Below are 26921 nucleotides of genomic sequence, written 5' to 3' on the forward strand. Positions count from 1 at the left end.
GTCAAGGCATGCCAGCGGAAGAGGCAATCTTCACGCATGACCGGGGAAATTGGCTACGAGAAACGGCTTCGGTGCGCTACGGTCTCTTGAACGTGTTTGGCGAGCCAGGGGCACGCTCCACGGTCGAGCCAATCTTTACGAGACCTCAGGGGTGCAAGGGTGTCCATCGATGACTGGGTCGCAGAGGCAGGCCGCATGCAGCGGGAAGGGGCATTGATTATCGACATCGCTGCCTTTCTTCGGGCGTTCGGGGAGAATGGCGGAAGGAAGATTAACGCGGCATCCGCTCTCGGCAAAGAGTATGGCTGGTCAGTAAAAATGAAGCTTGAATTGCTGAGCTGGACCGAAGGTGGCACCACGGACCAAGAGCTGATATCCCTTGTTCCGTCCTGGTTTCCTGGCGGCTAATTTAATCTCAATTATCCCACTGGGTCGGACCGCGTCGTGGAGAAGACCTTTGCCCTGCTCCACCACTTCAAAGGACTTGCTGTTCGGTGGGAACGCCGCACCGAACTTCACGACGCCTTCGGATCTCTGGCCCGCAGCCCCATCTGCTGGAGACGTCTTAACAGACCCGCATCATGACGCTTCAGAAGGGCAGCGGCTCGGCGTCCAGCGGCTCGGCGTATCCCAGGGCCCACCGGCCGGGGACGGTCTCGCAGATCGCCTCCAGGTCGCCCATGGTCCGGCCCCGGACGTGCAGCCAACTGTGGGCGCCCAAGCCATCCTGGCGCAGCAGCTTTCCCGGGGCGGAGAACCAACGCACTGGAAAGTCCTCCGGCCCTGTCCACATCGGATAATCGGGCAGCGCGACCCGCTGGAAGCGGTCAGGCACCGTCCCAAGCAGGTCCGCCGGCAGCTCGCACGCGTTGTACAGCCGACCTCCGCTGCCGAACAGTGCCTCGCTCAGTACGAGCTCGACGCAGGCCAGAGACACCCGGTCCAAGAACGGCACCCAGCTGTGCCGCGCCTGGACGAATACCGGCGGATCGTCTTGCTCAAGGTCGCGCAGGCGCACGCCCCAGAAGGCGCAGCCCTGGTTTTCGCTACGGAAGACGAGGACACCGCCGCACTCGTCATGCACGAACATCTCGGCGGGCGGCAGCAGCGGATCCTGGTTGGCGATCAGGCCGGACCGCCTACCCAGGAGCGTGTAGACCTCGCGCAGCGCGGCCGGCAGGGAGCAGCCGAGCGTCGCCTCGGCTTGCGCCAGTTCCGCTGCCGGCGTGCCGTCATCCTCGGTCAACGGTTCGTCCCAAGCAGCGGCGAAGCCGCGGACAAAGGCCCACGCCCGCCCCCGGTCGGTGACTCCGCCGTAGAGAGCCTGGGCCACGTCGAACACGCCGGTCATGCCGCGAACCGTACCGGAAGCACGCGGCGCATCACCCAGAGACGATCGGGCCGCCAGCGAGAGCAGCCCTACCGGGCGGGTCCGAAGTCCTGGTAGAGCACCGAGGCAAGCATGAAGCCGACGGACACTACGACCTGACCGCACTCGCCAAGATCGTGTGACGAATTCTAAGCGGTCAGAGCACTAGCGCGACTCCGTTGCCTGCTTGCGGTCCTGGGGGATTTCACAGGTTGCATCAACCACGAGGTGTGAACGTGACAGTGGAGGTGAACCCGTGAGCGCGGTGGATGCGGCGACCGTCAAGCGGGTTGCCAAGGACTGGGCGGCTCGGTACCCAGGGTTCGATGTCGGATGGTGATCGTGTGACGAGCGCTCAAGGACGGAATTCGTTGTCGGTGCCGGGAGGACCGGGTAGGTGGGCGGAACGGTGAGTCGGTCGGACGGGTTGAGTAACGAAGGGCTGTCGGCGCAGGTCGCGGCCATGGGGCGGGGGCAGCGCTGCCAGGCGGCGTATTTCGCCCTGCGGCGACTGCGGGGGCCGTTGGTCGGTATGGCGATGCCCGAGGAGTGGGGAGTGGACCCGGCGGCGCTCGGGGAACTGCTCCGGGCCGGGGCGGACGTGGCGGACGGCGGGAGCGGTGCGGAGTTCGCCCGGGCGGTCGCCGCGTTGACCGCCGCCCCGCTGTTCGAGTCGGAGATCGAGCCGGAATTCGCCGAGAGCTTCCAACTGGAAGCTCTCAACGGCTGGTTGATGCTCGCGGACGCCCTCGGCGAGATGAGCGAAGCCGACACCGAGCGCATCATCGACCTCGCGCGCGCGATGGCGGTCTACCTCGACGACTACAGGGCGGGATCGCTCACCGAGATCGACCAACGGGTCTACGGTCCAGGGCACTTCGGCGCACGGAACCTCGCCGTCGAGGCCGAATGTCACGACGCCGTTCTCGCCGCCCCGGCCGGTGCGGATCTCCTGAGGTCCCCTGTCGGCCGACGCCTTGAGGCCGCCTGTGATGAGTACAGCGGCCAACTGACCGCTGTCCTGCGGGTGTTCGCGGCGCGATGACGCGCGGAGACGGAGGACCCGTCCTGCCGGAACGACTTTCTTCGTTCATGTGACGACCCGGAGGAAGAGCGGTCTGCTTGGCTGGCGAGGAGCGCCGGAGGCAGACCGGCGACCTGGCTCCCGTATGAGAGCCGTACGGGAGGGGGAAGCGTGGGACCGGGACGGTACAGGAGTCGGCGCGGAGGTATGTGCGGAGATTCCGGGATGTCATCGAGTGAAGGTCGGGGGGCGGAGGCGGTGACGGGGGAGTTCGCGCGGAGCGCGACGCGGGAGCAGGCGGCGGTGTTCGGGGCGGCCTGTGCCGAGCGGGCGGCGGCGATCTTGTTCTGGGTGGTGGCCGGGGACGGGCGTACGGCGGATCTGGAGGCGTACGCAGCGGAGTTGGAGGCGCTGTGGACGCCCGGAACGCTGACGGAGGGGCGCGGGCGCATCGAGGGGATGCGGGAACTGGTCGAGGGCGACGGGGCGTCGGGGGCGCGGGCGTTCGCGTATCAGGGGGCGGTGGCGCTGCACACGGCCATGGGCGCGGAGCCGGTCCTCGGGTGCTCGTCGGTCCTGCGTGACATGGCGTTCCGGCTCGGGCGGCGCTGCGGCGCCGATCTGCTGACCGGGGAGGACGAGACACAGCGGCGGGACATCGCCGACCTGACGTCAGGGGCGGCGGACGGCGCGATCCGCGAGAGGTCACGGGAGGCGGGGCGGCGCTGGCTGGCCCTGGCGGCCGGTCAATTCGGCGGGCGGCCTGGGGAGACGGGGAGATGAGGACGACGTAAGTGGGGCACGCCGGGGCAGGCGTGATTGTGTAGGGGCAGGGGGGGCGGTGCCGTTGCGTCCCCGGACGACGACCTCCGAGGTGCGTACATGGACAGACGGATATCCCGGCGCCTCGCCTGCGCCGCGACCCTGCTCGCGGTGATCGGCGTGGCGGGGTGCAAGGACACGACGCTCGGCGCCGACCCGACGGGCAGCGCGAACCCGTCGGGAGCGGCGGGCCCCGCGGCCGGCAACGGGCGGGCGGTGAGCCCGCTGGACAACCCGGACGGGACGAAGGCCGGTCTGGCCGCGATCACCTCGGACGCCGACAAGAAGAAGGCGCGCGACCTGATCGCCAAGGTGAAGACCAAGGGCCGCGGCCCCAAGACGGGTTACTCGCGGGCGCAGTTCGGCGCCGCGTGGATGGACTCCGCGCCCTCCGTCCCCTTCGCGCACAACGGCTGCGACACGCGTAACGACCTGCTCAAGCGGGACGGCGACGACGTCCACTACAAGGGCACGTCCAAGTGCGTGATCGCGACGATGACGCTCAACGACCCGTACACCGGCCGGGTCATCAAGTGGACGAAGACCAAGGCCACCACGGTCCAGATCGACCACGTGATGCCGCTGTCGTACGACTGGCAGATGGGCGCGGCGCACTGGAGCAAGGACAAGCGGGAGTCGATCGCCAACGACCCGCTCAACCTCATCCCGGTCGACGGCCCGTCCAACGGCTCGAAGAGCGACTCGGGACCGGCATCCTGGCTGCCGCCGAACAAGCAGATCCGGTGCTCGTACGCGGTCCGGGTCGCACAGGTCTCGATCAAGTACCAACTGCCGGTGACCAGCGCGGACAAGGACACGATGCTCGCGCAGTGCGGAGGGTGACGCCGGGGGGCCGCGGTGTGATTGTCAACGGCGCGCGGCCCCGCCATACTTTGCTGGCCGCGCGCACCGCGATCACTCCGATCGCCTCTGGTGGATCGCGCCGCCCGAGCCCCCAGAGGACCCCGTGTCGAACAGCCGTCGCCTGCCCAAGCCGATGCGGTACCGCGTCATCGCGACAGTCGCCGCAGTGATCGTCGTCGGGGGCGGCGGCGCACTCGCCGTGGGCGCCACGTCCGGCGGCGGTACGGGCGGGTCGGCGGCGGCCGGCCAGGCCGCCAACCGGTCCGCCGACGCGAACGCCCCGCAGGGCGCGACGAGCACCCTCAACGCACCGAACGGCGCCAAGAACGCGGCCCCGAAGGGCTCCCCGGCCGGCACCCCGAGCGGCAGCCCCTCCGCGTCGCACGCCCCGGCCGCCGCCCAGACGGCCAAGCCCGGCAACCCGGTCGCCTCGGTCCCCGGCTCCCTGCCGTCCGTACCCCGCCAGACCCGCCGTCCGGCCGCGCCGTTCAGCGGCTTCGTCCGCACCTTCACCGGCCTCGCCTTCGACACCTGCACCGCGCCCAGCGCGAGCAAGATGGCGTCCTGGAAGAGCGGTTCGCCCTACGGCGCCGCCGCGGTCTACATCGGCGGCGCCAACCGCGGCTGCGCACAACCCCAGTTGACGTCCTCGTGGGTGACGACCGTCAGCGCGGCGGGCTGGAAGCTCATCCCGATCTACGTCGGCGCGCAGCCGCCCTGCCAGACCGGCAACAGCCCCGAACGGCTCACGGTAGCCAACGCGGCCACGCTCGGCGCGCGCGACGGCGCCGACGCGGTGACGAAGGCCGCGGCCCTCGGTATGCGCCCGGCCAGCGCGCTCTACCTCGACATGGAGCCGTACGCCGTCTCCGACACCTCGTGCAACAACGCCGTCCTCACCTACGTCCAGGCGTGGGACCGGGCGCTGCACACCGGCGGTTACCTAGCGGGCTTCTACGGCTTCAGCTCGTCCAGCGCCGCTGCCGTGGCGGCGGCCAAGGCGACCATGGACGACATGCCGGACGCCTTCTGGTACGCCAAGTACGACGGCGTCAACAGCACCACCTCCGGCTTCCCGTTCGCCGCGAATCTGTGGACCGGGCACCGGCGCGGGCACCAGTTCCTGGTCAACTCCAAGGAGACCTACGGCGGCGTCACGCTGACCGTGGACCGCGACGCCTGGGACGCCCCGGTCGCCGTCGTCTGACGGCGGGGCGGTGAGGGTGGCGGGGACAAAGGCGCCAGGGCCCACCGGGTGCGCGGCGGCCCGGCCGCGAGGCGTACTCTCCCCCGCGAGGAGAGCCGTTTGCGCCGAGTGCTGGAAATCGGCGGGCCCCGGTCCATATCCTCGTACTCGATCATCGCTTCAGTACCGCTAGGTCGTTCCCATGCCGGGAGGCACCATGGTCCGCCGCCGCACCGCCGTCTCGATCGCCGCAGCCGCGCTGCTGGCGGCATCGCCCGCCCTCACCGCGTGCGGTTCGGGACCCGCGCACCCGGGGGCCGCGGCGGTGGTCGGGGACCAGAAGATCTCGATCGCCACGCTCCAGCACGAGGTCGACCAGGTGCGCGACGCGCAGAGCAAGTCGCCGCAGGCGGCGCAGCTCATCGGGCAGAGCGGCAAGCTGCCGCAGCAGACGCTGAGCATGCTGGTGCAGAACAAGGTGATCGACAAGGCCGTGTCCGACGCCGGGCTCTCGGTCAGCACCGCCGAGGTGCAGCAGTCGCACGCGCAGGCGTTGCAGCAGTTCGGCGGCGACGAGAGCCAGTTCGAGGCGGCGCTGCTCCAGCAGTACGACATCGTGCCGTCCGGCATCGACACCTTCCTGCGGACCAACATCGCCGTCGGCAAGCTGATCCAGAGCCTCGGCTTCCAGCCCGGCAGCGACACCGGGAACGCGGCGGCCATCGCCGTCATCTCCAAGACCGCGAAGTCGCTCGGCGTGGACGTCAACCCGCGCTACGGCACCTGGGACGCCAAGAAGGCCATCGTCGGCGCCACCAACGAGCCGTGGGTCGTGACCAAGACGGCGACCCCGGCGGACCCGAGCGCGTAAGCGGACCCGGCCGCGCGGTCCGTGCAGCGGCCGCCCGCAGGGCATGTCGGTGGTCCGGGGTACGTTCGAGGGGTGAACGACGTAGACGACGCGAACGCGCCCGGGCGGCTGGTGCTGCTCACGACCAGCCACCGGGTCGCGCCGGGACAGCTCTCCTGGCCCGCCTGGCAGACGCTGCGCGAGGCCGACCTCGTGGTCTGCGCCGACCCCGAGCATCCGCAGCTCCCGTATCTGCGCGAGGCGGGGGTACGGGTCGAGCTGGCGACGCCCGGCGGGCGCGAGCTGGTGGACGCGACGGCGGGCGGCCGTACGGTCGTCTATCTGCCGCCCGGCGGCGGCGCGGGCGACCCGGCCGTCACCGACGAACTGGCCAGGCTCGGCGGCTCGGGACGGGTCGCCATGCCCGACCTGGAGCTGCTGCCCGGCTCGTACGACCTGCCCGGCGCCCGGCTGCTCGACCTCGTCCAGGTGATGGACCGGATCAGGGCCGAGTGCCCGTGGAGCAGCCTGCGGACGCACGAGGACCTGGCGAAGTACGGCATCGAGGAGATGTACGAGCTGGTCGAGGCGATCGAGGAGGGGGACCGCGCGGCGGTGCGCGAGGAGCTGGGCGACGTCCTGCTCCAGGTCGTCTTCCACGCGGCCATCGCGGAGGGCGACCCCGAGGAGCCGTTCGGCATCGACGACGTGGCCGGGGGACTGGTGGACAAGCTCGTCCACCGGCACCCGCACATCTTCGGCGACGAGGTCGCCGAGACCCCCGAGCAGGTGCGGGCGAACTGGATCCGCCTCAAGGGCGTCGAGAAGTCCCGCGACTCGGTCACCGACGGCGTGCCCCTCGCCTCGCCCGCCCTCGCCCTGGCCGCCAAGCTCGCGGGCCGAGCCCGGGAGGCCGGCCTCCCGCTCCCGGCCGACGGCACCCCGGCCGACGACACCCCCGGCCCTGGCACCCCCGCCCCCGGCGCCCCCGCCACCGACGAGACCGCCCTCGGTGACCACCTCCTCGCCGAGGCCGCCGCCGCCCAGGCCGCGGGCCTCGACCCGGAAGCCGCCCTGCGCCACGCGGCCCGCCGCTACCGCGACGCGATCCGTACGGCGGAGCGGACCCGGACCGCCGAGCCACCCCGTACGACCGAGGCGGGCTAGCCCCGATGCGCGTCGACGTGCCGCACGCGTGGCCGGCCGACGAGGCGGAGGCGCTGGCGCTCCAGGACCGGCTGCGCCCGCTGGCCGACCACCGCGGCCCCGGACCGGCCGCGCCCCGCCTGGTCGCCGGGCTCGACGTCGCCTACGCGGGCGACGGACGCGGCACCGGGGACCTCGTCGCGGCGGCCGTGGTGGTCATCGACACCGCGACGCTCGACGTGGTCGAGCGCGCCACGGCCACCGCGACCACGACCTTCCCGTACGTGCCCGGACTCTTCGCCTTCCGCGAACTGCCCGTCCTCGTCGAGGCGTTGCGCACCCTGCGGGCCACCCCCGACCTGCTGCTCTGCGACGGCCACGGCCTGTCCCACCCGCGCCGCTTCGGCCTCGCCTGCCACCTGGGCGTGCTCACCGGCCTGCCGACCGCCGGAGTCGCCAAGACCCCGTTCGTCGGCCGCTACGACCCCGACGCCCTCGCCCCGGAGCGCGGCGCGTACGCCGACCTCCTCGACGGCGGCGAAACCGTCGGCCGCGCCCTGCGCACCCGGACCGGCGTCAAGCCCGTCTACGTCTCCACCGGCCACGGCATCGACCTCGCCACCGCCTGCGCCCACACCCTGACCCTCGCCCCCGCCTACCGCCTCCCCGAAACCACCCGCCAGTCCGACCGCCTGAGCCGCGTCGCCCTGGCGTCCACAACCTCAGAGAGCCTCTGACGCCCCCGCCCCCGCCCCCGCCCCCGCCCCCCCCGCCCCCGCCCCCGCAACGGCCAGGTCCCGGTGAGCCGGGAACGCGGCCGGGCCGGATAGCGTCGGCGCATGACCGACCCCACCACCGACCCCACCGCCGACTCGCCCACCGGCCCCACCCCCGCCCCCACCGACGGCGGCCCCACCCTCTTCACGTGGGAATTCGCCACCGACCCCTACCCCGCCTACACCTGGCTGCGGGAGCACGCGCCGGTGCGGCGGACGACGTTGCCCAGCGGGGTGGAGGCGTGGCTGGTGACGCGGTACGCGGACGCGCGGGAGGCGCTGGCGGAGGGGCGGCTGAGCAAGAATCCGGTGCATCACGCGGAGTCGGCGGGGGCGAAGGGGAAGACCGGGATTCCGGGGGAGCGCAGCGCGGATCTGATGACGCATCTGCTGAACATCGATCCGCCGGACCACACGCGGCTGCGCCGCCTGGTGTCGAAGGCGTTCACCCCGCGCAGGGTCGCGGAGTTCGGGCCGCGGGTGCAGGAGCTGACGGACCGTTTCATCGACGGCTTCGCGGCGAGCGGCGAGGCGGACCTCATCCACGACTTCGCCTTCCCGCTGCCGATCTACGCGATCTGCGACCTGCTGGGCGTGCCGCCGCAGGACCAGGACGACTTCCGGGACTGGGCGGGGATGATGATCCGGCACGGCGGCGGCCCGCGCGGCGGAGTGGCGCGGTCGGTGAAGCGGATGCGCGCGTATCTGGTCGAGCTGATCCACCGTAAGAGAGAAGACCCGGGCGAGGACCTGATCTCCGGTCTGATCCGGGCGAGCGACCACGGCGAGCACCTGACCGAGAACGAGGCCGCCGCCATGGCCTTCATCCTGCTCTTCGCCGGTTTTGAGACGACTGTCAACCTCATCGGCAACGGGGTGCACACCTTGCTCCGCCACCCGGAGCAGCGCGCCCGCCTCCAGGAGTCGCTGGCCGCGGGCGAGACCGGCCTGCTGGAGACCGCGGTGGAGGAACTGCTGCGCTACGACGGCCCGGTGGAGCTGGCCACCTGGCGTTACGCGACCGGCGACCTGAGCCTCGGCGGTCAGTCGATCGCGGCGGGCGACCCCGTACTGGTGGTACTCGCGGCGGCCGATCGCGACCCCGCGCGCTTCAACGCGCCCGATACCGTCGATCTGGCCCGGCGTGACAATCCCCACCTCGGTTACGGCCACGGCATCCACTACTGCCTGGGCGCGCCGCTGGCCCGGCTGGAAGCCAGGACGGCGCTCGCGTCCCTTCTCACCCGCCTCCCCGACCTGCGGCTGGCGGCGGATCCGGCCGAATTGCGCTGGCGCGGCGGACTGATCATGCGCGGACTGCGTACGCTGCCGGTGTCGTTCACCGCCGAGGCCGCACAACAGAAGTGACGGCGCGTCACGGTCGTGATCGCGACGTGATGATCGCTACACCGACTTGTGATCCGTTGGCCAACACCGCTACGTTCTGCGGTCAACGCGAGAAGCGCGGTCGCTCGTACGGGCACGGTGCGTACGGACGGCCACCTCTCGCGGACGGCTCGCGCCAGACGCGGCGGACGTCACGGAAGCGGAAGCGGAAACAGCAGCAACAGCACCAGCAACGTCGGCGGGCTCCGGCCCGCTCCCCGCCGCCGTCACGTCACGCACCGCGCTCCGGCGCGTAAGGCTTACGAGAAAGGCGACCGCATGCTCTCGTCCGGGAACGGCCGGCACCGCCGACCGCGACAGGCCCCGGCGGCCATGGTGACCGTCGCGGCGACCGGCGCGGGGATCGCACTCCCGCTCCTCGGCGCGGGGGCCGCGCACGCCGCGGACTCCAGCACGTGGGACAAAGTCGCGATATGCGAGACCGGCGGCCTGTGGAGCGCCGACCCGAGCAACGGCTTCTACGGCGGCCTGGCGATCACCCAGGACACCTGGAACGCCTACGGCGGCCAGGCGTACGCGCCACGCCCCGACCTCGCGTCCAGGACGGAACAGATCGCCGTCGCCGAGCGGATGCTCGCCGACCTCGGGCCGAACGCCTGGCCCGGCTGCGAGGACGGTACGGGGCTGCTGGACGCCGTGACGCCGCCCGTGGCGGGCGGCACGCCCGCGGCCACCCCCACCACCCCGGCGCCGTCCGCCTCGACCCCGCCCTCCGGCGACGCCACGACCGGCGGCTCCGGCGGCACCGGGGGCTCGAACACCGACCCGTCGCTGCCGACGATCATCCCGACCGCGCCGGGGACGGACACGCCCACCGGGCCCGCCGACGGCTCGACGGTCACCCCGGTGACGCCCACGGCGCCCACCGCCCCCGTCACCCCCACGTCGCCCGGTGACGGCTCGCGGACCACTCCGGGCTCGCCCACCGCCGACGCGCCCGCGACGCCCGGCACGGGCCGCCACGCGAAGCCGTACGTGCCCACCGACGCCGAGCTGGCCGCGGCCGACCAGGCGACCCGTACGGAGCTGACCGCCGTCACGGACGCGGACGCGGGCGCGGACAGCGGTACGGACACCGGCAAGGGCTCGGACGACGGCAGCACCGGAGCCACCGGCGCCAGCGACACCGGACACAGCGCCGACGGCGGCCACGACTACACCGTCGCGTACGGCGACTCGCTCGCCGGTATCGCCTCCAGCCACCACGTCCAGGGCGGCTGGAGCGGTCTCTACGACGCCAACCGGCAGGTGATCGGCCAGGACCCGAACCTCATCAAACCGGGTCAGATCCTGACACTTGACCTCGGCTGAGGGCTCCGCGTCTTCCTGACCGTCCGTCACGGCCGCGGGGGCAAACCGGACGAACCGTACGACGTCCTCCGCGGCCCGTGTGACAAGCCTCTCGCCCGCCCCTGTGACCGCCCGCTCGCAGAGCGCTGAAACCGGCCCCTGTGACCTGCGATTCTCTGAACCCGCCCTGGGGGCGGGAGCGGTGCGCGGGCGGAACGCGGATGTTTGTCCTTTCCGGCGCCTGTGCTTAGCGTCGTCATCGCTCGCCACAGCGGGCCCCGCCGGTCAGGAACGCCGAGTCCTGCCGCCGACCGACGGGAACAGTCGACGCGAAAGCGCCGTAGGCAGGAGCGGGGGACCCAAGGTCTTTCGCCGGTCACGTTCGTACGGCACGCAGCCTGCGGAACGCACCGGCTCGGGGTTAAGCACGGAATCCGCGGTCGCGGATCCGGCCGGGCAACTCACGCCCGAACCCGACAGCTCACCTCGCAGGCGTCGGTGAGGACACGAACCATGGCTAAGCACCGCCGTACGTCCAAGCTCGTCCGCATCGCCGCGCTCGCCGGTGTCACCGGCACCGCGATCGCCGTACCGCTCCTCGGAGCCACCTCCGCCTCCGCCGCCTCCGTCTCCACGTGGGACGCCGTCGCCCAGTGCGAGTCCGGCGGCAACTGGTCCATCAACACCGGCAACGGCTACTACGGTGGCCTCCAGTTCTCGCAGTCGAGCTGGGAGGCCGCGGGCGGCACCCAGTACGCCGCGCGCGCCGACCTGGCCACCAAGGACCAGCAGATCGCCACCGCCGAGAAGCTGCTCGCCATGCAGGGCCCGGGTGCCTGGGCCTGCGCCGGCGCCGGCAACCTGACCTCGGGCGGCTCCGCGGCGAACGTCGACACCTCGTCGCCGTCGTCGTCCTCCTCCTCGTCGTCGTCTTCCAGCTCTTCCAGCTCCTCCGGCTCCAGCAGCTCAGACTCCTCGAACACCGGCTCCTCCGACAGCTCCTCGCAGCCGTCGCAGCAGCAGAGCACCCCGGCCCCGGCCGAGACCTCCGCGCCGGTCACCCACCACAAGAGCCACGGCAAGGGCAACGGCGAGTACACCGTCGTCTCCGGCGACTCGCTCTCCAAGATCGCCACCGCGCACCACGTCTCCGGCGGCTGGCAGCACCTGTTCGACCTGAACAAGGACATCGTGCAGGACGCCAACCTGATCTACCCGGGCCAGCACCTGCACCTGGGCTGAGGCCACGGGATGTGATCCCCGGCCGGGCACGTACTCTCCCCCGAGCGTGCCCGGCCGGGGCCTTTTTCCGTCTCAGGGTCCGGGCTCGGTACCGGGCGCGACACCGAAGACGGTTAGGCTCAGGTCGAAAAAGACAGAGACATCTCAGAAGGACTGAAGGAGACACTCGTGCCGTCCATCGACGTCGTCGTAGCCCGGGAAATCCTCGACTCGCGAGGCAACCCCACCGTCGAGGTCGAGGTCGGCCTCGACGACGGCAGCACCGGCCGCGCGGCGGTCCCGTCCGGCGCCTCCACCGGCGCATTCGAGGCCCTCGAACTCCGCGACGGCGACAAGAACCGCTACCAGGGCAAGGGCGTCGAAAAGGCCGTCCTCGCCGTCATCGAGCAGATCGGCCCGGAGCTGGTCGGCTACGACGCCACCGAGCAGCGGCTGATCGACCAGGCGATGTTCGACCTGGACGCCACGCCCGACAAGTCCTCGCTCGGCGCCAACGCGATCCTCGGCGTCTCGCTCGCCGTGGCGCACGCCGCCTCCGAGGCGTCCGACCTGCCGCTCTTCCGCTACCTGGGCGGCCCGAACGCGCATGTGCTGCCCGTGCCGATGATGAACATCCTCAACGGCGGCTCGCACGCGGACTCCAACGTCGACATCCAGGAGTTCATGATCGCCCCCGTCGGCGCGGAGTCCTTCTCCGAGGCGCTGCGCTGGGGCGCCGAGGTCTACCACACGCTCAAGGGCGTGCTGAAGACCAAGGGCCTGTCCACCGGCCTCGGCGACGAGGGCGGTTTCGCGCCGAATCTCGGCTCGAACCGCGAGGCGCTCGACCTGATCATCGAGGCCATCAAGCAGGCCGGGTACGCGCCCGGCCAGGACATCGCGCTCGCGCTGGACGTCGCCGCCTCCGAGTTCTACAAGGACGGCAAGTACCAGTTCGAGGGCAAGGAGCGCTCGGCCGCCGAGATGACCGAGTACTACGAGGACCTGGTCGCCTCCTACCCGCTGGTCTCCATCGAGGACCCGCTGTTCGAGGACGACTGGGCGGGCTGGAAGGTCCTCACCGAGAAGCTCGGCAGCAAGGTGCAGATCGTCGGCGACGACCTGTTCGTCACCAACCCCGAGCGCCTGCAGAAGGGCATCGACAACGACACGGCGAACGCGCTGCTGGTGAAGGTCAACCAGATCGGCTCGCTCACCGAGACGCTGGACGCCGTCGAGCTGGCCCAGCGCAACGGCTACAAGTGCATGATGTCGCACCGCTCCGGCGAGACCGAGGACGTCACCATCGCCGACCTGGCCGTCGCCACCAACTGCGGCCAGATCAAGACCGGCGCCCCGGCCCGCTCCGAGCGCGTCGCCAAGTACAACCAGCTCTTGCGGATCGAGGAGATCCTGGACGACGCCGCCGTGTACGCGGGTCGCTCGGCGTTCCCCCGCTTCAAGCACTGAGCCGTCCGTTTCCGGGCCCCGGCCTCCGTACGTCCCCGCACCCGGTCCCGTACCGTGGGCGGGGACGTACTGGCGTGCGCGCCCGTACGGCAGCGTGTGGACGCGACGGCGTGCGAGGACGGCGAGGGGAGACACGGCGTGGGGGCGGATCGGTTCTCCACCTCGGCCCGGCTGAAGGCCATCGGCCAGGAGGCGCAGGCCCGGGTGTACCGGGCGGCGGCCAAGCGGCGCCCGCCGCGGCGCAACAAGCTCACCGGCCGCGCGGCGCTGCTCGCCCTGGTGCTGTGCGCCCTGGTCGTGGCGCTCGCCTACCCGACACGGCAGTACATCGCCCAGCGCTCCGACATCGCCGACCAGCGCCGCGAGGCCCAGAAGGCCCGCCAGCGGGTCGAGGAGCTCCGCGAGGAGAAGGCGCGCTGGCAGGACCCGCAGTACGTACGGACGCAGGCCCGCGAGCACCTGCACTTCGTCCTGCCCGGCGAGACCGGCTACAACGTGGCGGCGCCGGCCCCGACCGGGGACGCCGCCGCCGACCACCGGACGACGAACGAGGCCGCCGCACACCGCCCCTGGTACGACAATCTGTGGGACAGCCTCGACCACGCCGACGCCGCCGCCGCGCCCCGGCACTGACCCCTCGCTTCCCGCGTACCGCCCCCGACCTAGAACGGCCCATGACGAAGCACCCCGAGCCCACCGCCCCCACCCCGCCCACCGACGCGGACGTCGCCGCGTTCACGGCGCAGCTCGGCCGCCCGCCGCGCGGCCTGCGCGCGATCGCGCACCGCTGCCCCTGCGGCAACCCGGACGTGGTCGAGACCCAGCCCCGGCTGGAGGACGGCACGCCCTTCCCGACGCTGTACTACCTGACCTGTCCGCGCGCCGCGTCCGCGATCGGCACGCTGGAGGCCGACGGCGTGATGAAGACGATGACCGCCCGGCTCGCCGAGGACGAGGAACTGGCCGCGGCCTACCGCGCGGCCCACGAGGACTACATCGCGCGGCGCGACGCCATCGAGGTCCTGGAGGGCTTTCCCAGCGCGGGCGGCATGCCGGACCGCGTCAAGTGCCTGCACGTGCTCGTCGGCCACTCCCTGGCCGCGGGCCCCGGCGTGAACCCGCTCGGCGACGAGGCCATCGCCATGCTGCCCGAGTGGTGGGCGAAGGGCCCGTGCGTCGCCCCCGCGACGGAGACCGTAACCGGGACCGGGACCGGGACCGGAACCGCGACGGGGACCGGGACCGGGACCGCCCCCGAGACGGAGGAGTCCGCGTGACGACCGGTACGGCGACCGACGGGCCGCGGGGCACGACCGTCCGCGTGGCGGCCGTCGACTGCGGGACGAATTCGATCCGGCTGCTCGTCGCCGACGTCGACCCCGCGACCGGCGCGCTGACCGACCTCGACCGCAGGATGCGGATCGTCCGGCTCGGCCAGGGCGTGGACCGCACGGGGCGGCTGGCCCCCGAGGCGCTGGAGCGGACCTTCGCGGCCTGCCGCGAGTACGCGGAGGTGATCGCGGAGCACGGCGTTAGCGCGGACCGCGTCCGCTTCGTGGCGACCTCCGCGTCCCGCGACGCGGAGAACCGGGACGACTTCGTACGCGGAGTCGTCTCCCTCCTCGGCGTCGAGCCCGAGGTGATCAGCGGCGACCAGGAGGCCGCCTACTCCTTCACCGGCGCCACCCGCGGCCTGACCGGTGCCGAGGCCCTGGACACGCCGTATCTGGTGGTCGACATCGGCGGCGGCTCCACCGAGTTCGTCCTCGGCGACGGCACGGTCACCGCCGCCCGCTCGGTCGACATCGGCTGCGTCCGTCTGACCGAACGGCACCTGGTGGCGGACGGCGCGGTCGTCGACCCGCCGACCGGCGACCGGGTGGCCGCGATCCGCGCCGACATCGACGCCGCCCTGGACGAGGCGGCCCGCGCCGTCCCCCTCGACCGGGCCCGTACGCTCGTGGGTCTGGCCGGGTCGGTCACCACCGTCGCGGGCATCGCGCTCGGCCTGGCCGCGTACGACTCCGCCGCGATCCACCACTCCCGTATCACCGTCGAGCAGGTCGCGGAGATCACCGCCCGGCTGCTGGCCGCCACCCACGCCGAGCGCGCCGCGATCCCCGTGATGCACGAGGGCCGCGTGGACGTGATCGGCGCGGGCGCGCTGGTGCTGCTGCGGATCATGGAGCGCACGGGCGCGAAGGAGGTCGTGGTCAGCGAACACGACATCCTCGACGGGATCGCGTACGCCGTGGCGGAGTCGGCGGGCCGGGACAGGCCCTAGCCGTCTCTGCGGAACAGGGCCGTCCAGAGGAAGGGCTCCCCGAAGTGCGGGGAGTCCTTCGGCTCGGCGCGCATGCGGCGCAGTTCGACCTCGGTCAGGCCGGAGAAGATCCAGCGCAGCGACTCGGGGGTGTAGCCGAGGCCGCCGTGCAGCCGCGCGTCCCGGTAGAAGTCCGAGTCGGGCAGTTCCGAGCCCATCGCCCCCGCGGCGAAGCAGGTGAGCGCGAGATGGCCGCCGGGGGCGAGCACGCGGTCGAGCAGTGCCAGGTAGCTGATCCTGCGGTGCGGCGGCAGATGGTGGAAGCAGCCGGAGTCGCAGACCAGGTCGTACGGCCCGCTCAACGCGCCCGTGCCCGCGCCCATGCCGTCGCCGTCATCGCCCTCGCTCAGCGCGAAGGCGTCCCCTTCGTGGAAGCGGATTCCCTCCACCCCGGCCGCGCGCGCCCGCTCCCGCGCCCATCGCACGGCGGCCGGTGACAGGTCGACGGCGTCCACCTCGAAGCCGCGCCGCGCCAGCAGCACCGCGTTGCGCCCCGGCCCGCACCCCAGGTCCAACGCCCGTCCCGGCCGCACCACCTCCCGGTCCAGGCAGGACACCAGGTTCTCGTCCGGCTTGTCCACGAAGAACGGCACTCCGCGTTCCCGGTCCCCGTAGAACCCGTCCCACCACCCGGCGGCCCCTGCCGTCCACCGGTCCGCGTCCCCGGCGAACAGCCCGTCCAGCAGCCTCAGTACGTCCTCCACCGACCTGATGTCCCGCTCCACGCCAGCCCCCTCTTCTCCGGTCTTCTCCGGCGTTTCCGACAGGGAGAACGCTAGGCCCATCGGGCATGAAAGCCCAGGTCAGAGCCTTTGTGGCGACCCCTTCACGCGCCGCCTGCGGGCCTGGCCCGACCCGGCTGGGGGAGTCCGCCGGGGGGCCGCCCGCACGTCCCCGGCGGCACCGCGGAAGCCCGGCGAAGGGCCTCCCGGGGCGAGCGCCGGCACACTTTCTCAGCTGAATTCCGTCCGCGCGGCTGCCGCCGCCGTCTCGATGACCGTCACGATGTCCTTCCCCTTCTTCTCTGTGTACGTGACGAGTTGAGCCGGAGCGCGGACACCGCCTCCAGCACGCGGGAAGATGCTGGACAGTGTTGGACAGGGTTGGACGGGGTTGGACGGGGTCGGGCAGGGCTGGACAGGGTTGGGCAGACCGGAACGGCGGGGCATGGATCAGTCGGAGGACCTGTCGGCGGCGGCCGACTTCGCGGTGTGGCTGGCACGATTACGGGCCCACGCGGGCGACCCGTCGCTGGCCGTCCTGGCCCGGCTGACCGGCGCCGTACCGCGCGGCCGCCCCGTACCCAAGTCCACGCTGGGCCGGGCGTTGCAGGGCGAGAGCCTGCCCTCGGTTGACGACGCCGTCTCGATCGCGGTGGCCTGCGTCCTCCACGAGGGCGGCGGCCGGGAGCGCGCGGAGGCCGTCCGGCGCGAGTGCCGCGAGCGGTGGGTGCGGGCCAAGTCGGCCGAGCGGGAAGCGACGTTGACGGCGAAGGCCGCGGCGGACGGGGAACCGGCGCCGTCGGCCGCGGCCGTACGCACCGCGGCCGAGCAGGCGTTCCTCGCCAAGTACCACCCGTGCGTGGAGACGTTGCTGGACACGATGGAGCTGTTCGGTGTGACACTGCGCCGTTCGGACTTCCGCTACCGGATGAGCACGTCGTACATCAGCCTCACCGTCCAGGGCGAGGGCAGCGCCCAGCGCGTGCAGGAGGCGATCCACGCCGCCAAGCGGGTGCTGATCAGGGGAGACGCCGGTTCCGGCAAGACCACGCTGCTCAAGTGGCTTGCCGTGGGGGCCATTCGGGGCGATCTGCCGGAGCCGATGGGCCGGTGGAACGGCGCGACGCCGTTCTTCCTCCCGCTGCGGCACTTCGCCGAACGGCCGCTGCCCGCCCCCGAGGACTTCCTGACCTACGCGGCCAGGACGCTCGCCGACGTCGCGCCGGACGGCTTCGTCCGGGACGCGCTGGACTCCGCGCACAGCCTGGTGCTGATCGACGGCGTGGACGAACTGCCCGCGAGCCGCCGCGACGAAGTCCGCGACTGGCTGCGCGAGTTGACCAGCGGATACCCGGACTGCCGGTATGTCGTCACCTCGCGGCAGGCGGCGGTGACCGAACGCTGGCTCGCCCCGATGGGCTTCGCCTCCTTCGAACTGGCCCCGATGAGTCCGTCGGACCAGAACCAGTTCATCGAGCACTGGCACACCACCATGCGTTCCACCGCCGAGGACGCGGAGGAACGGGCGCGCCTGACGACGTACGAGCACGCTCTCGTGCGCAGCCTGTCCGAGCGGCGCGAGCTGCGCAGACTCGGCGGGAACCCGCTGCTGTGCGCCCTGCTCTGCGCGCTGCACTGGGACCGGGACATGCAGCTTCCCGACGACCGGGTCAAGGTGTACGACGCGGCGCTGGAGATGCTGCTGGTCCGCCGCGACCAGCAGCGGAACATCGCGGTGGAGGGCCCGCGGCTGCGCAGCGGAGTCCAGGAGATGCTGCTGCGCAGGCTCGCGTACTGGATGATCCGCAACGACCTGACCGAGATCTCCTTCGCCCAGCTCACCGGGCGGGTGGCCGCGTACCTCGCGGACTCGGCGCAGTACCCCGAGGAATCCGCCGCCGTGGCCCGCCAACTGCTGGAGCGGTCGGGGCTGTTGCGCGCCCCGGCGCACGACTCGGTGGACTTCGTGCACCGCACCTTCCAGGAGTACCTGGCGGCGGACCAGCTGCTCAACGACGGCGATCTGGCCCTGCTGATCAAGCACGCGCACGAGGACCAGTGGCAGGACGTCGTGGTGATGGTGTCCGGGCGGGCGCGGGACTCCGAGCGCGATCACCTGATCAAGTCCCTGTTGAAACGGGCCCGTCGGGACAAGGCCCACCGGCTGCGGCTGACCGTTCTCGCCGTGGACTGCGTCGGCGACGGCACCGCGATCGACCCGCGCGTCGTCGACGAGGCGAGACGGCGGGCGGCGGAGCTGATCCCCCCGCAGAATCCGGCGCAGGCCGCGGCGCTGGCGAACCTCGGCGAGGTGGTGCTCGATCAGATGCCCGGCCCCCGGCCCGAGTTGGCGCCCGGCGTGGTGCGGGCGATCCTGGAGACCTGCCGCCTGGTCGGCGGGCCCTCCGCCATGCGGCTGCTGGCCCGTTTCGCCGCGGTCCCCGACCTGGAGACCGAGCGGCGGCTGGTCGGCATGTGGCCCGACTTCGACACGGCGGAGTTCGCCCATGTCGTGCTCTCCGAACTGTCCTGGCTCGGGCCCCTGACGGTGGGGCCGCACGAGTTGCCCCATCTCCACCGGCTGACCGGCGTCACGGACCTCACGGTCGACGGCGCCGCCGACAGCTACGCGGTCGTCCGGCGGCTGCGGAATCTGCGCTCACTGCGTCTGGTCGACCCCGAGCCGGGCCTGTCCGGCCTCGAGTTGCCCCCCGCCCTGCTGGTGCTGTCGCTCGACGGTTCCGTCCGGCACGACCGGTTCCCGGCGCCGACGGCGCCGGGCGTCCAGGAGCTGTGGTTCGACGACTGCGCCTGTCCCGACTGCGGCCTGAGCGCGTGGCGCATGGCGGGGCTGTGGCCCGCCGAAGCGCGGCGCGCGGTATGGCTGCTGTCGGTGCGGGCCGCCCCGGCCACGCTCGATCCGCGGCTGCTGGCGGAGCGCTTTCCGGGGCTGTCCGTCCTCGCGGTCAGGTCCGACATGGTGTTCGGTGTCGGCGAGGTCGCGGACTACCTCAAACGGCTCCGCGAGTGCTTCCCCGCGCTGACCGAATTCCGGCTCTACTCCCACGGCGACGACGGGCTCGACCAGCAGCTTCAGGAGGCCGGCTTCCTGCACTGGACCCATACGATGGAGGCCGCGCCGGGGACCCGGACGACCCACGTCTTCACCCGCACGGGGGCCGGATGACCCGGCCGGAGGACCCTCCTCCGGAAAAGCTTTGTGAAACTCTTCACATGAAGTTCCCGCCCCGCGGCCCAAATTTTCCAAGGTGACCGCGTGTCAAACCCCCTGAATCCTTGGCGGGAGAGTGTTTCGGCGGTGTGACGGGCGTCGGAACGACGGATGAGCGGTGATCGATCAGCGCTGCTCAGAGGCGGTGGCCGGAGCGGGCGGTGCGGAGGAGTCCGCGCAGGTCAGATAGGCCCTGGTCATGAAGCCGGGCAGGATAGCACAGGGTGTCCAGTACCTTGTGAAGGGGCTCACGAGCACCCCCCTGGGACGTGCTGAATACTTGTCGCCATGAGCACCACGGAGCGTCCACGGATCCTCGTAGTAGGCGGCGGTTACGTCGGCCTGTACGCGGCGCGTCGCATCATGAAGAAGATGCGGTACGGCGAGGCGACCGTCACAGTCGTCGACCCGCGCTCGTACATGACGTACCAGCCCTTCCTTCCTGAGACTGCCGCCGGCAGCATCTCCCCGCGGCATGTCGTCGTCCCGCTGCGACGCGTCCTGCCCGGGGCCGAGGTGCTCACCGGCCGGGTCGTCGACATCGACCAGGACCGCAAGGTCGCCTCGGTCGAGCCGCTCGTGGGCGAGTCCTACGAGCTGCCGTTCGACTACCTGATCATCGCGCTCGGCGCGGTCTCCCGTACCTTCCCGATTCCCGGCCTGGCCGAGAACGGTATCGGGATGAAGGGCGTGGAGGAGGCGATCGGCCTGCGCAACCACGTCCTGGAGCAGCTCGACAAGGCCGACTCCACGACCGACGAGGACATCCGCCGCAAGGCGCTGACCTTCGTGTTCGTCGGCGGCGGCTTCGCGGGTGCGGAGACCATCGGCGAGGTCGAGGACATGGCCCGCGACGCGGCCAAGTACTACCCGAACGTGAAGCGCGAGGACATGCGCTTCATCCTGGTGGACGCGGCGGACAAGATCCTCCCCGAGGTCGGCCCGCAGCTCGGCACGTGGGGCCTGGAGCACCTGCGCGAGCGCGGCATCGAGGTCTACCTCAGCACGTCGATGAAGTCCTGCGTCGACAAGCACGTGGTGCTCGCCAACGGCCTGGAGGTCGACGCCTCCACCATCGTGTGGACGGCCGGTGTGAAGCCCAACCCGGCGCTCGCCCGCTTCGGTCTGCCGCTGGGCCCGCGCGGTCACGTGGACACCGCCCCCACCCTCCAGGTGCAGGGCAGCGACTACATCTGGGCCGCGGGCGACAACGCCCAGATCCCCGACCTCGCCGCGGGCGAGGGCGCCTGGTGCCCGCCGAACGCCCAGCACGCGCTCCGCCAGGCGAAGGTGCTCGGCGACAACGTGGTCTCCGGAATGCGCGGCTTCCCGCAGCAGGAGTACAAGCACGCGAACAAGGGCGCCGTCGCCGGTCTCGGCCTGCACAAGGGCGTCGCGATGATCGTCTTCGGCAAGGCCAAGATCAAGGTCAAGGGCCGGCTGGCCTGGTACATGCACCGTGGCTACCACGGCATGGCCGTGCCGACCTGGAACCGCAAGATCCGGGTCTTCGCCGACTGGACGCTCGGCATGTTCCTCAAGCGCGAGGTCGTCTCGCTCGGCGCGATCGAGAACCCGCGCGAGGAGTTCTACGAGGCCGCCCGCCCCGCTCCGGTTCCGGCCGCGGCGGTGCCGGCTCCCGCCGAGAAGACGGCGGAACCCGCCAAGGCGTCCTGACGCGCCGCGGCGCGCGCGCCGCACCCGCTGCACCGTCCGAAGGGCGCCCGCCATCCGTGGTGCGGGCGCCCTTCGGCGTACCCGGCGCCGTTTCCGGGACCTGCCCGCGCGGCCTGCCCCCGAGCCGCCGGACGTCCCGCCGAGAGCCGGTCGGGCGGCGCCTCGCCGCCCGTCCCGCGCACTCGCGCGGCGTCCTCCGCTTCCGCCGCGCGGCGCCCGCGCCGCCGCCGGTGAGCGGCCCGGAAAAAATGCATGTATCCGCAACGTAGATTCGTCAGCGGAGACTGTCTTTCAGTCGTACGCTCGGAAGCATGGCTGACGCGGCTCACAGAATCGTCGAACTCGCCGACCACGCCCTCTCGACTCCGTTCCCGTTGCGCGTGCGCGCCTGGGACGGCAGCGAGGCCGGGCCGCCCGGCGCCCCCGTCCTCGTCATCCGGCGCCGCCGCGCGCTGCGCCGACTGCTGTGGAAGCCCGGCGAGCTGGGCCTGGCCCGCGCCTATGTCTCCGGCGACCTCGATGTCGACGGCGACTTCTACGAGGCGCTCGGCCTGCTGTCCGGGCTGTTCTGGGAGCGCGAGGAAGGGCCCGCGCAGAGTACGGCCGCCGCCGTGCGCCGTACCGCGGGCGTCCTGCGCGACCCGGCGAACTACCGCGTCGCCCGCGCGGCCCTCGCGCTGGCCGGGCCCGGGCTGCCGCCCCCGCCGCCGCCCGAGGAGGTCCGCCGCCGTACCGGCATCGCCCACAGCAGGCCCCGCGACAAGGCGGCCATCGCCCACCACTACGACGTGGGCAACGACTTCTACTCGCTGGTCCTCGGCCCCTCGATGGTCTACTCCTGCGCGGTGTGGGAGGGCGAGAAGACCACGCTGGAGGAGGCGCAGTCCGCCAAACTCGACCTGGTCTGCCGCAAGCTGGGCCTTCGGCCGGGGATGCGGCTGCTGGACGTCGGCTGCGGCTGGGGGTCGATGGTGCTGCACGCCGTCGAGCACTACGGCGTCCACGCGACCGGCGTCACGCTCTCCACCGAGCAGGCCGCCTTCGCCCGCAAGCGGATCGCCGAGGCCGGGCTCACCGACCGTATCGACATCCGCGTCCAGGACTACCGGGACGTCAAGGACGGCCCCTACGACGCGATCTCGTCCATCGGCATGGCCGAGCACGTCGGCAGCGAGCGCTACCGCGAGTACGCTCAGGCGCTGTACGGACTGCTGCGGCCGGGCGGGCGGCTGCTCAACCACCAGATCGCGCGCCGCCCGCTGCGCGACGAGGAGTCGTACCGCATCGACGAGTTCATCGACCGGTACGTCTTCCCCGACGGGGAGCTGGCGCCGGTCGGGTCGACGGTGGCCCGGCTGGAGGAGGCCGGGTTCGAGGTGCGGGACGTCGAGGCGCTGCGCGAGCACTACGGGCGCACGCTGCGCGCCTGGGTGCGCAATCTGGAGGACGCCTGGGGCGCCGCCGCGCGGGCCACGTCGGCCGGGCGCGCCCGGGTCTGGCGGCTCTACATGGCGGCCTCCGCGCTGGCCTTCGAGCGCAACCGGATCGGGGTCAACCAGGTCCTCGCGGTGCGCACCGCCCCCGACGGCGACCCCGGCATGCCCGCGACCCGCACGGCGTGGCTGAGCTGAGCCCGGTTGCGTTGAGTCCGGTTGGGTTTGGGTGGTGCTGAGGTGAGTTGAGCGGGCCCGGCTGAGCGCGGAGGGCGAGATCCGGTCGCGGAGAGCGATTTCGCGTCACTTGTGCGTGGCGACTGATACTGCTGTGAACGGTGCCTGTTCAGCCCAAGAACCCTGGAACTCGTACTAACACCCCGTCAGTAACCCCTAAAATAAGACAACATGGCCGGTTGGGCGCCCTGTTCGGGATCTCCAACCCCGATACGCTTTTCACTGCGCCTCGCCGGCCCGGATGGTGGAACGCAGACACGGCGAGCTTAAACCTCGCTGCCCCTCGGGGGCGTGCCGGTTCAAGTCCGGCTCCGGGCACCACCGCCCTCACCGGCGGTGACCCCGCTCCACCCAGAGGACCGCCCGGTGGGCACCGTGCCAGCACGGTGCCCCCACGCCCCCCGGAGCCGACGGGCGCTGCCCCCCCCGCGTGAGGCGGGCCTCAGCGGATGCGGCCGCGGCGGCCGGTGACGGCCAGGGCTATGGCGATGACTATGGCGGCGATGACCGCGGCGACGATCAGGATGTGCAGCATGCGGGCCCCCATGGTGTGAGCTGGTGTACACGTCATGCCCGGGAAGGCCGGTGCGTACCCCGGTCGCGGGCAGCCGGTCGGCAGCCGTACGACCCGACCGGTGCGAGGTCCGCACCCCGCGCCGGGGTGCCGGAGGGCAGATGGAGCCGCCGGGGTGCCGGGGCGTCGGGGTGTCGGGGTGCCTCGTTCCGGGGTTACGGGTGCGGGGAGGTACGCGGGCGGGCCGCCGAGGCCACCGTTGCCGCCGCCTCGCGCTCGCTCAGCCCGGTGTGCACCGCCGCCGTCACCAGCGCCGGTGCCAGCGCTTCGCCGAGACCGGCGTCGTACGCCCGGCACGCGGCCCAGAACAACCGGCCGTTGCGCTCTCCTTCGTGTGAATCCAGGACGAAGCGGACGAGCGCGGCGGCACGTTTCTCCGCGGGGTGGCGCGGCGCGGAGGCATCGCGGGGCGGCGCGACCGGCGGTGGCGGCGCGGCGAGCAGCAGCAGCGCGGACGGCGCGGGCGCCAGCGGATGGCCCGCGGTGCCCGGCGCCAGCAGATAGCGGCCCGCGACCGTACGCGAGCCGGGGCCGACCACGTAACCGCCCTCGCCGCGCACGTCGATGCCCGGCGCCAGGCGGCCCGCCGAGTTGGGGACCTGCGTCGGCGCGGTCAGCCACAGGTGGCGTCCGCCGCTGGGGGTGAGCACCGTGACCGTGTCGGGCACGGCGAAGCCGTGGGCGGCGGCCAGGGCGGTGAGCGCCGCGACGCCGTCGGCGCCGTGCTTGACGTCGAGGTCGAGGCCGATCAGATGGTGCGGCGCCCGGCCGCAGGCGATCCCGTACCCCGTCGCCCAGGGCGCGGCGGCGAACAGGGAGCGAATCCGGGCCGGGTCGGTGCTCGCGTCGTACACACCGTGTCCCGGACGCCCGCACGCGCCCCGGCAGTCACTCGTACGGGGCTCGTCGCGGTGCGGTGAGCGGATGGCGGGCAGTTTGGTCCGGGACAGCGGGATCACCGGCAGGCCGCGCGCCGCGGTGAGCAGGGCGGCGTGCAGCGCGCGGGTGTGGTCGGGGCGTGGCATGGCCTGCTCCCTGACGTTCGAACGTGTGTTCGTCTGCACCCTCAAGTAATACCGCGCGCGGCGCCCACCGTCCACTGCGCGAGCCGGTGTGGCGGTGCGTTCCGCGTCACGCCCGTGACACCCCGGTGACCGTGTTCGACACGCGCGGGTACTACGGTCGGGCGCGGACAGGTCGTAGCTGTCCGAGTCCGGCCCCAGGCGGGCCGACGCCGCGACGGAGGGGCGGGAGAGATGGACGAACTGCACGCGGGGGACGCCGAGTTGTGCGCGGGCGGCGGTGACGAACGGCTGGCGGCCGAGGGCGAGACGGCACTGGCCCGGCTGATCATGGACGGCGGCGACCTGCCGCACGCGGCGAGCCATCTGGGCAACGCCGTCGCCATCGACCCGCTGCTCCCCGAGACCCACGAGGCGCTCACCGAACTCGCCACCCGCGCGGGCGGCCCGCGCGCCGCGCTCGACCTCTTCCCGCTCGACCACCCCTACATCGGCGCCGTCGTCTGCCGGGCGCACCTCCAGGCCGCCTGCGGCGAGTGGGCCGAGGCGGTCGGCCTGATCGCCGCCGCCGTACGCGCCGAGTACGACCGGCCGTGGTCGCACGTCGCCTGGCTCACCCAGGACCGGCTGCCCGAACTGCTGCCGCCGCAGGTCATGACGCAGGCGCTGGCCCGCGCGGTCGGCGGCGCGCTGCCCGACCCCGTGCCCGAGCACGCCCGCGACGCGCTGCGGCCCTTCTACGACCTGACCCGCGCGGTGGTCGAACGCCACCCGGACGAGGCGCAGCTCGCCGCCATCGGCTCGGGACTCGCCCGCCGCTTCGAGGACCACGACCGCGCCATCGCCTGGGCCCGGCAGGCGGGCCGGGTCCAGCCGGGACACGTGCCCAGCGTCATGCTCGGCTACGCGCTGCGCGCCGCGGGCCGCCCCGACGAGGCGCTGCGGGTCTGGGAGGAGGAGATGGCCAGGGACGACTCCGACCTCTCCTTGATGGTCGACATCGCCGAGCTGTACGCGGTCACCGGCCGCGCCGAGCAGGGCCTGGCGTGGGCCGAGCGGGCCGTCACCGCGGACCCGCGGCACCCGCAGGCCGCCCCGGCCGTGCACGGCGTCCGCTACGCCGCCGACGGCGACCCGGCCCATCTCGTCGCCCTCACCGACCACCTGCGCGAGCACCCCGACCACCCCTACGCGGGCACCGTCCTGGCCCGGCACAGCGAGTGGCAGCCGTGGCTCGGCGTGGTCGACAGCGCCACCGAGGCGACCGTCAACGTCCTGCACCAGATCCTGGAGAGCCCCGACGCGCAGGCGATCCGGTCCGGCGGCGGCGCGAAGCTGTCCGCCTCCGCGGTCGAACCGCCGAGCGCCGCCCTCGCCTTCGCCCTCGCGCTGCCCGGCGGCACGCTCGTCAACGACGCGGCGGGCGACCCCGACCCCCGGCAGCCGACCGCCGAGGTCGCCGTCCGGATCTGGCGGTACGAGGGCCTGGCCGCGCTGCCCGCCGTCGCGCCGCCGTCGCCCGAGGCCGCGGGGCTGGTCCAGGACACCGCCTCGGTGAGCTGGCCGCACCTGCCCGCCGCGTACGACCACGCGGTGCGGCTGGCCGGGCTCGGCCTCGACGACCTGCTCGGCGTCCTCGCCCACCCGCCGCAGCCGCCGGACGACGACCAGGGCCGCTTCCTGCGCGACCACCGCCCCGAGCTGTGGATTCGCGCCGTGCAGACCTTCGCCTGCCTGGGCGTGGCCCACCACCGGGCCGACGAGCCGTGGGAGGACTCCCGGCGCCGCGCGGTCCTGCTCGACCTGCTGCACGGCCCCGAGGACTGGGTCAACGAGACGGCGGCCTTCGCCATGGTGGCCACCGCCTGGGGCGACCCGGCCGTCCGCGCCGACGTCGGCCTGCGCCTGACCGAACGGATGCTGGACGCGGCGAAGGCGTACCAGACCCGCGAGGTGACCGTCCTCGGCTCGCTGTGCCGCCTGGTGCTGCTCTGCCCCTGGCTGGACGACACCTATACGAGCCTCGCCCGTGACCTGCTGGCCGCCGTCCGCCGCTCGGACGCACACGCCGAGCAAGGCGAACGAGCCGAACGAGCCGAACACAGTGAACAGGGCGAGCAAGGCGAACAAGCGGAAGCCGTGCGGGAAACGGCCGCGGAAACCGCCGCCGCGGGTCCGCCCCGCCGCGGACTCTTCCGGCGCCGACGTGACTGAGGGTCCGTCCTGGGGGAAGATCCTCCTCCAGGCGTAGCTCGGCTTTTTGCCAAGCCATTACT

The 26921-nt window shown here is 72.4% G+C and carries 22 protein-coding genes, 1 tRNA gene and 1 riboswitch; of the genes, 20 read left to right on the forward strand and 3 right to left on the reverse strand.

From position 1 onward, the window contains the following. Nucleotides 1-159: 159 nt before the first annotated feature. Entirely contained in the window at nucleotides 160-408 is a 249-nt protein-coding gene (locus ABZX65_RS30015; RefSeq protein ID WP_355346878.1) for a hypothetical protein, read from the forward strand. A gap of 181 nt (nucleotides 409-589) precedes the next feature. Here ABZX65_RS30015 and ABZX65_RS30020 read toward each other — a convergent pair whose 3' ends face one another. Then, nucleotides 590-1351 carry an SMI1/KNR4 family protein gene (locus ABZX65_RS30020; protein ID WP_355346881.1) on the reverse strand — a complete coding sequence of 254 codons (762 nt, stop codon included), beginning with the start codon at nucleotides 1349-1351 and terminating at the stop codon, nucleotides 590-592. Between the two features lie 445 nt (nucleotides 1352-1796). Between ABZX65_RS30020 and ABZX65_RS30025 the strand changes: the two genes are divergently transcribed. The 14 genes from ABZX65_RS30025 to ABZX65_RS30090 all read left to right on the forward strand — a co-directional run bounded on the left by ABZX65_RS30025 (nucleotide 1797) and on the right by ABZX65_RS30090 (nucleotide 15709). Then, nucleotides 1797-2414, forward strand: a complete 618-nt coding sequence (locus tag ABZX65_RS30025) for a hypothetical protein (protein WP_355346884.1) — start codon at nucleotides 1797-1799, stop codon at nucleotides 2412-2414. Between the two features lie 204 nt (nucleotides 2415-2618). Further along, entirely contained in the window at nucleotides 2619-3176 is a 558-nt protein-coding gene (locus tag ABZX65_RS30030; RefSeq protein WP_355346887.1) for a hypothetical protein, read from the forward strand. A 99-nt stretch (nucleotides 3177-3275) separates the two neighbouring features. After that, nucleotides 3276-4058 (forward strand): HNH endonuclease family protein, encoded by a 783-nt coding sequence (locus tag ABZX65_RS30035; protein WP_355346890.1) that lies wholly within the window; start codon nucleotides 3276-3278, stop codon nucleotides 4056-4058. Between the two features lie 466 nt (nucleotides 4059-4524). Next, nucleotides 4525-5286 carry a glycoside hydrolase domain-containing protein gene (locus ABZX65_RS30040; RefSeq protein WP_355347025.1) on the forward strand — a complete coding sequence of 254 codons (762 nt, stop codon included), beginning with the start codon at nucleotides 4525-4527 and terminating at the stop codon, nucleotides 5284-5286. Nucleotides 5287-5467: 181 nt separating this feature from the next. Next, on the forward strand, nucleotides 5468-6136 hold the full coding sequence (locus tag ABZX65_RS30045) for a SurA N-terminal domain-containing protein (protein ID WP_355346893.1): 669 nt from the start codon (nucleotides 5468-5470) through the stop codon (nucleotides 6134-6136). A gap of 72 nt (nucleotides 6137-6208) precedes the next feature. Next, the gene (locus ABZX65_RS30050; protein ID WP_355346896.1) at nucleotides 6209-7282 is read left to right on the forward strand and encodes a nucleoside triphosphate pyrophosphohydrolase; all 1074 of its coding nucleotides are present in this window, start codon (nucleotides 6209-6211) and stop codon (nucleotides 7280-7282) included. Between the two features lie 5 nt (nucleotides 7283-7287). Then, a complete protein-coding gene (locus ABZX65_RS30055) occupies nucleotides 7288-7998 on the forward strand; it encodes an endonuclease V (RefSeq protein WP_355346899.1) in 711 nt (236 codons plus the stop codon). A gap of 102 nt (nucleotides 7999-8100) precedes the next feature. Next, nucleotides 8101-9405, forward strand: a complete 1305-nt coding sequence (locus ABZX65_RS30060) for a cytochrome P450 (RefSeq protein ID WP_355346902.1) — start codon at nucleotides 8101-8103, stop codon at nucleotides 9403-9405. Nucleotides 9406-9702: 297 nt separating this feature from the next. Then, on the forward strand, nucleotides 9703-10755 hold the full coding sequence (locus ABZX65_RS30065) for a transglycosylase family protein (RefSeq protein WP_355346905.1): 1053 nt from the start codon (nucleotides 9703-9705) through the stop codon (nucleotides 10753-10755). 305 nt (nucleotides 10756-11060) lie between these two features. Next, a riboswitch (cyclic di-AMP (ydaO/yuaA leader) is annotated at nucleotides 11061-11244 on the forward strand. Nucleotides 11245-11247: 3 nt separating this feature from the next. Then, nucleotides 11248-11976, forward strand: a complete 729-nt coding sequence (locus ABZX65_RS30070; RefSeq protein ID WP_355346908.1) for a transglycosylase family protein — start codon at nucleotides 11248-11250, stop codon at nucleotides 11974-11976. Nucleotides 11977-12144: 168 nt separating this feature from the next. Continuing rightward, nucleotides 12145-13425 (forward strand): phosphopyruvate hydratase, encoded by a 1281-nt coding sequence (gene eno / locus ABZX65_RS30075; protein ID WP_355346911.1) that lies wholly within the window; start codon nucleotides 12145-12147, stop codon nucleotides 13423-13425. A 138-nt stretch (nucleotides 13426-13563) separates the two neighbouring features. Further along, entirely contained in the window at nucleotides 13564-14058 is a 495-nt protein-coding gene (locus tag ABZX65_RS30080; protein ID WP_355346914.1) for a septum formation initiator family protein, read from the forward strand. 41 nt (nucleotides 14059-14099) lie between these two features. Beyond that, nucleotides 14100-14702 (forward strand): DUF501 domain-containing protein, encoded by a 603-nt coding sequence (locus ABZX65_RS30085; RefSeq protein WP_355346917.1) that lies wholly within the window; start codon nucleotides 14100-14102, stop codon nucleotides 14700-14702. After that, the gene (locus ABZX65_RS30090; RefSeq protein WP_355346920.1) at nucleotides 14699-15709 is read left to right on the forward strand and encodes a Ppx/GppA phosphatase family protein; all 1011 of its coding nucleotides are present in this window, start codon (nucleotides 14699-14701) and stop codon (nucleotides 15707-15709) included. The genes ABZX65_RS30085 and ABZX65_RS30090 overlap by 4 nt, the downstream gene beginning before the upstream one ends. Here the strand turns inward: ABZX65_RS30090 and ABZX65_RS30095 are convergent. Beyond that, complete coding sequence (locus ABZX65_RS30095) at nucleotides 15706-16473, reverse strand: class I SAM-dependent methyltransferase (RefSeq protein ID WP_355346923.1); 768 nt, start codon at nucleotides 16471-16473, stop codon at nucleotides 15706-15708. The genes ABZX65_RS30090 and ABZX65_RS30095 overlap by 4 nt on opposite strands. A gap of 442 nt (nucleotides 16474-16915) precedes the next feature. Between ABZX65_RS30095 and ABZX65_RS30100 the strand changes: the two genes are divergently transcribed. The 4 genes from ABZX65_RS30100 to ABZX65_RS30115 all read left to right on the forward strand — a co-directional run bounded on the left by ABZX65_RS30100 (nucleotide 16916) and on the right by ABZX65_RS30115 (nucleotide 23370). After that, nucleotides 16916-19657 (forward strand): NACHT domain-containing protein, encoded by a 2742-nt coding sequence (locus tag ABZX65_RS30100; protein WP_355346926.1) that lies wholly within the window; start codon nucleotides 16916-16918, stop codon nucleotides 19655-19657. A 333-nt stretch (nucleotides 19658-19990) separates the two neighbouring features. After that, nucleotides 19991-21379, forward strand: a complete 1389-nt coding sequence (locus tag ABZX65_RS30105) for an NAD(P)/FAD-dependent oxidoreductase (RefSeq protein WP_355346929.1) — start codon at nucleotides 19991-19993, stop codon at nucleotides 21377-21379. 311 nt (nucleotides 21380-21690) lie between these two features. Then, entirely contained in the window at nucleotides 21691-23010 is a 1320-nt protein-coding gene (locus tag ABZX65_RS30110; RefSeq protein ID WP_355346932.1) for a cyclopropane-fatty-acyl-phospholipid synthase family protein, read from the forward strand. A gap of 274 nt (nucleotides 23011-23284) precedes the next feature. Further along, nucleotides 23285-23370, forward strand: a tRNA-Leu gene (locus tag ABZX65_RS30115). A gap of 408 nt (nucleotides 23371-23778) precedes the next feature. On the opposite strand, the gene ABZX65_RS30120 is transcribed toward ABZX65_RS30115, so the two are convergent. Further along, nucleotides 23779-24648: a bifunctional DNA primase/polymerase gene (locus ABZX65_RS30120; RefSeq protein ID WP_355346935.1), complete on the reverse strand. Its 870-nt coding sequence runs from the start codon at nucleotides 24646-24648 to the stop codon at nucleotides 23779-23781. Between the two features lie 231 nt (nucleotides 24649-24879). Here ABZX65_RS30120 and ABZX65_RS30125 point away from each other — a divergent pair, with 231 nt between their 5' ends. Further along, nucleotides 24880-26859 carry a hypothetical protein gene (locus ABZX65_RS30125; protein WP_355346938.1) on the forward strand — a complete coding sequence of 660 codons (1980 nt, stop codon included), beginning with the start codon at nucleotides 24880-24882 and terminating at the stop codon, nucleotides 26857-26859. Nucleotides 26860-26921 lie beyond the last annotated feature (62 nt).

The sequence above is a fragment of the Streptomyces sp. NPDC003300 genome (assembly GCF_040610915.1).
Classification (GTDB): domain Bacteria; phylum Actinomycetota; class Actinomycetes; order Streptomycetales; family Streptomycetaceae; genus Actinacidiphila.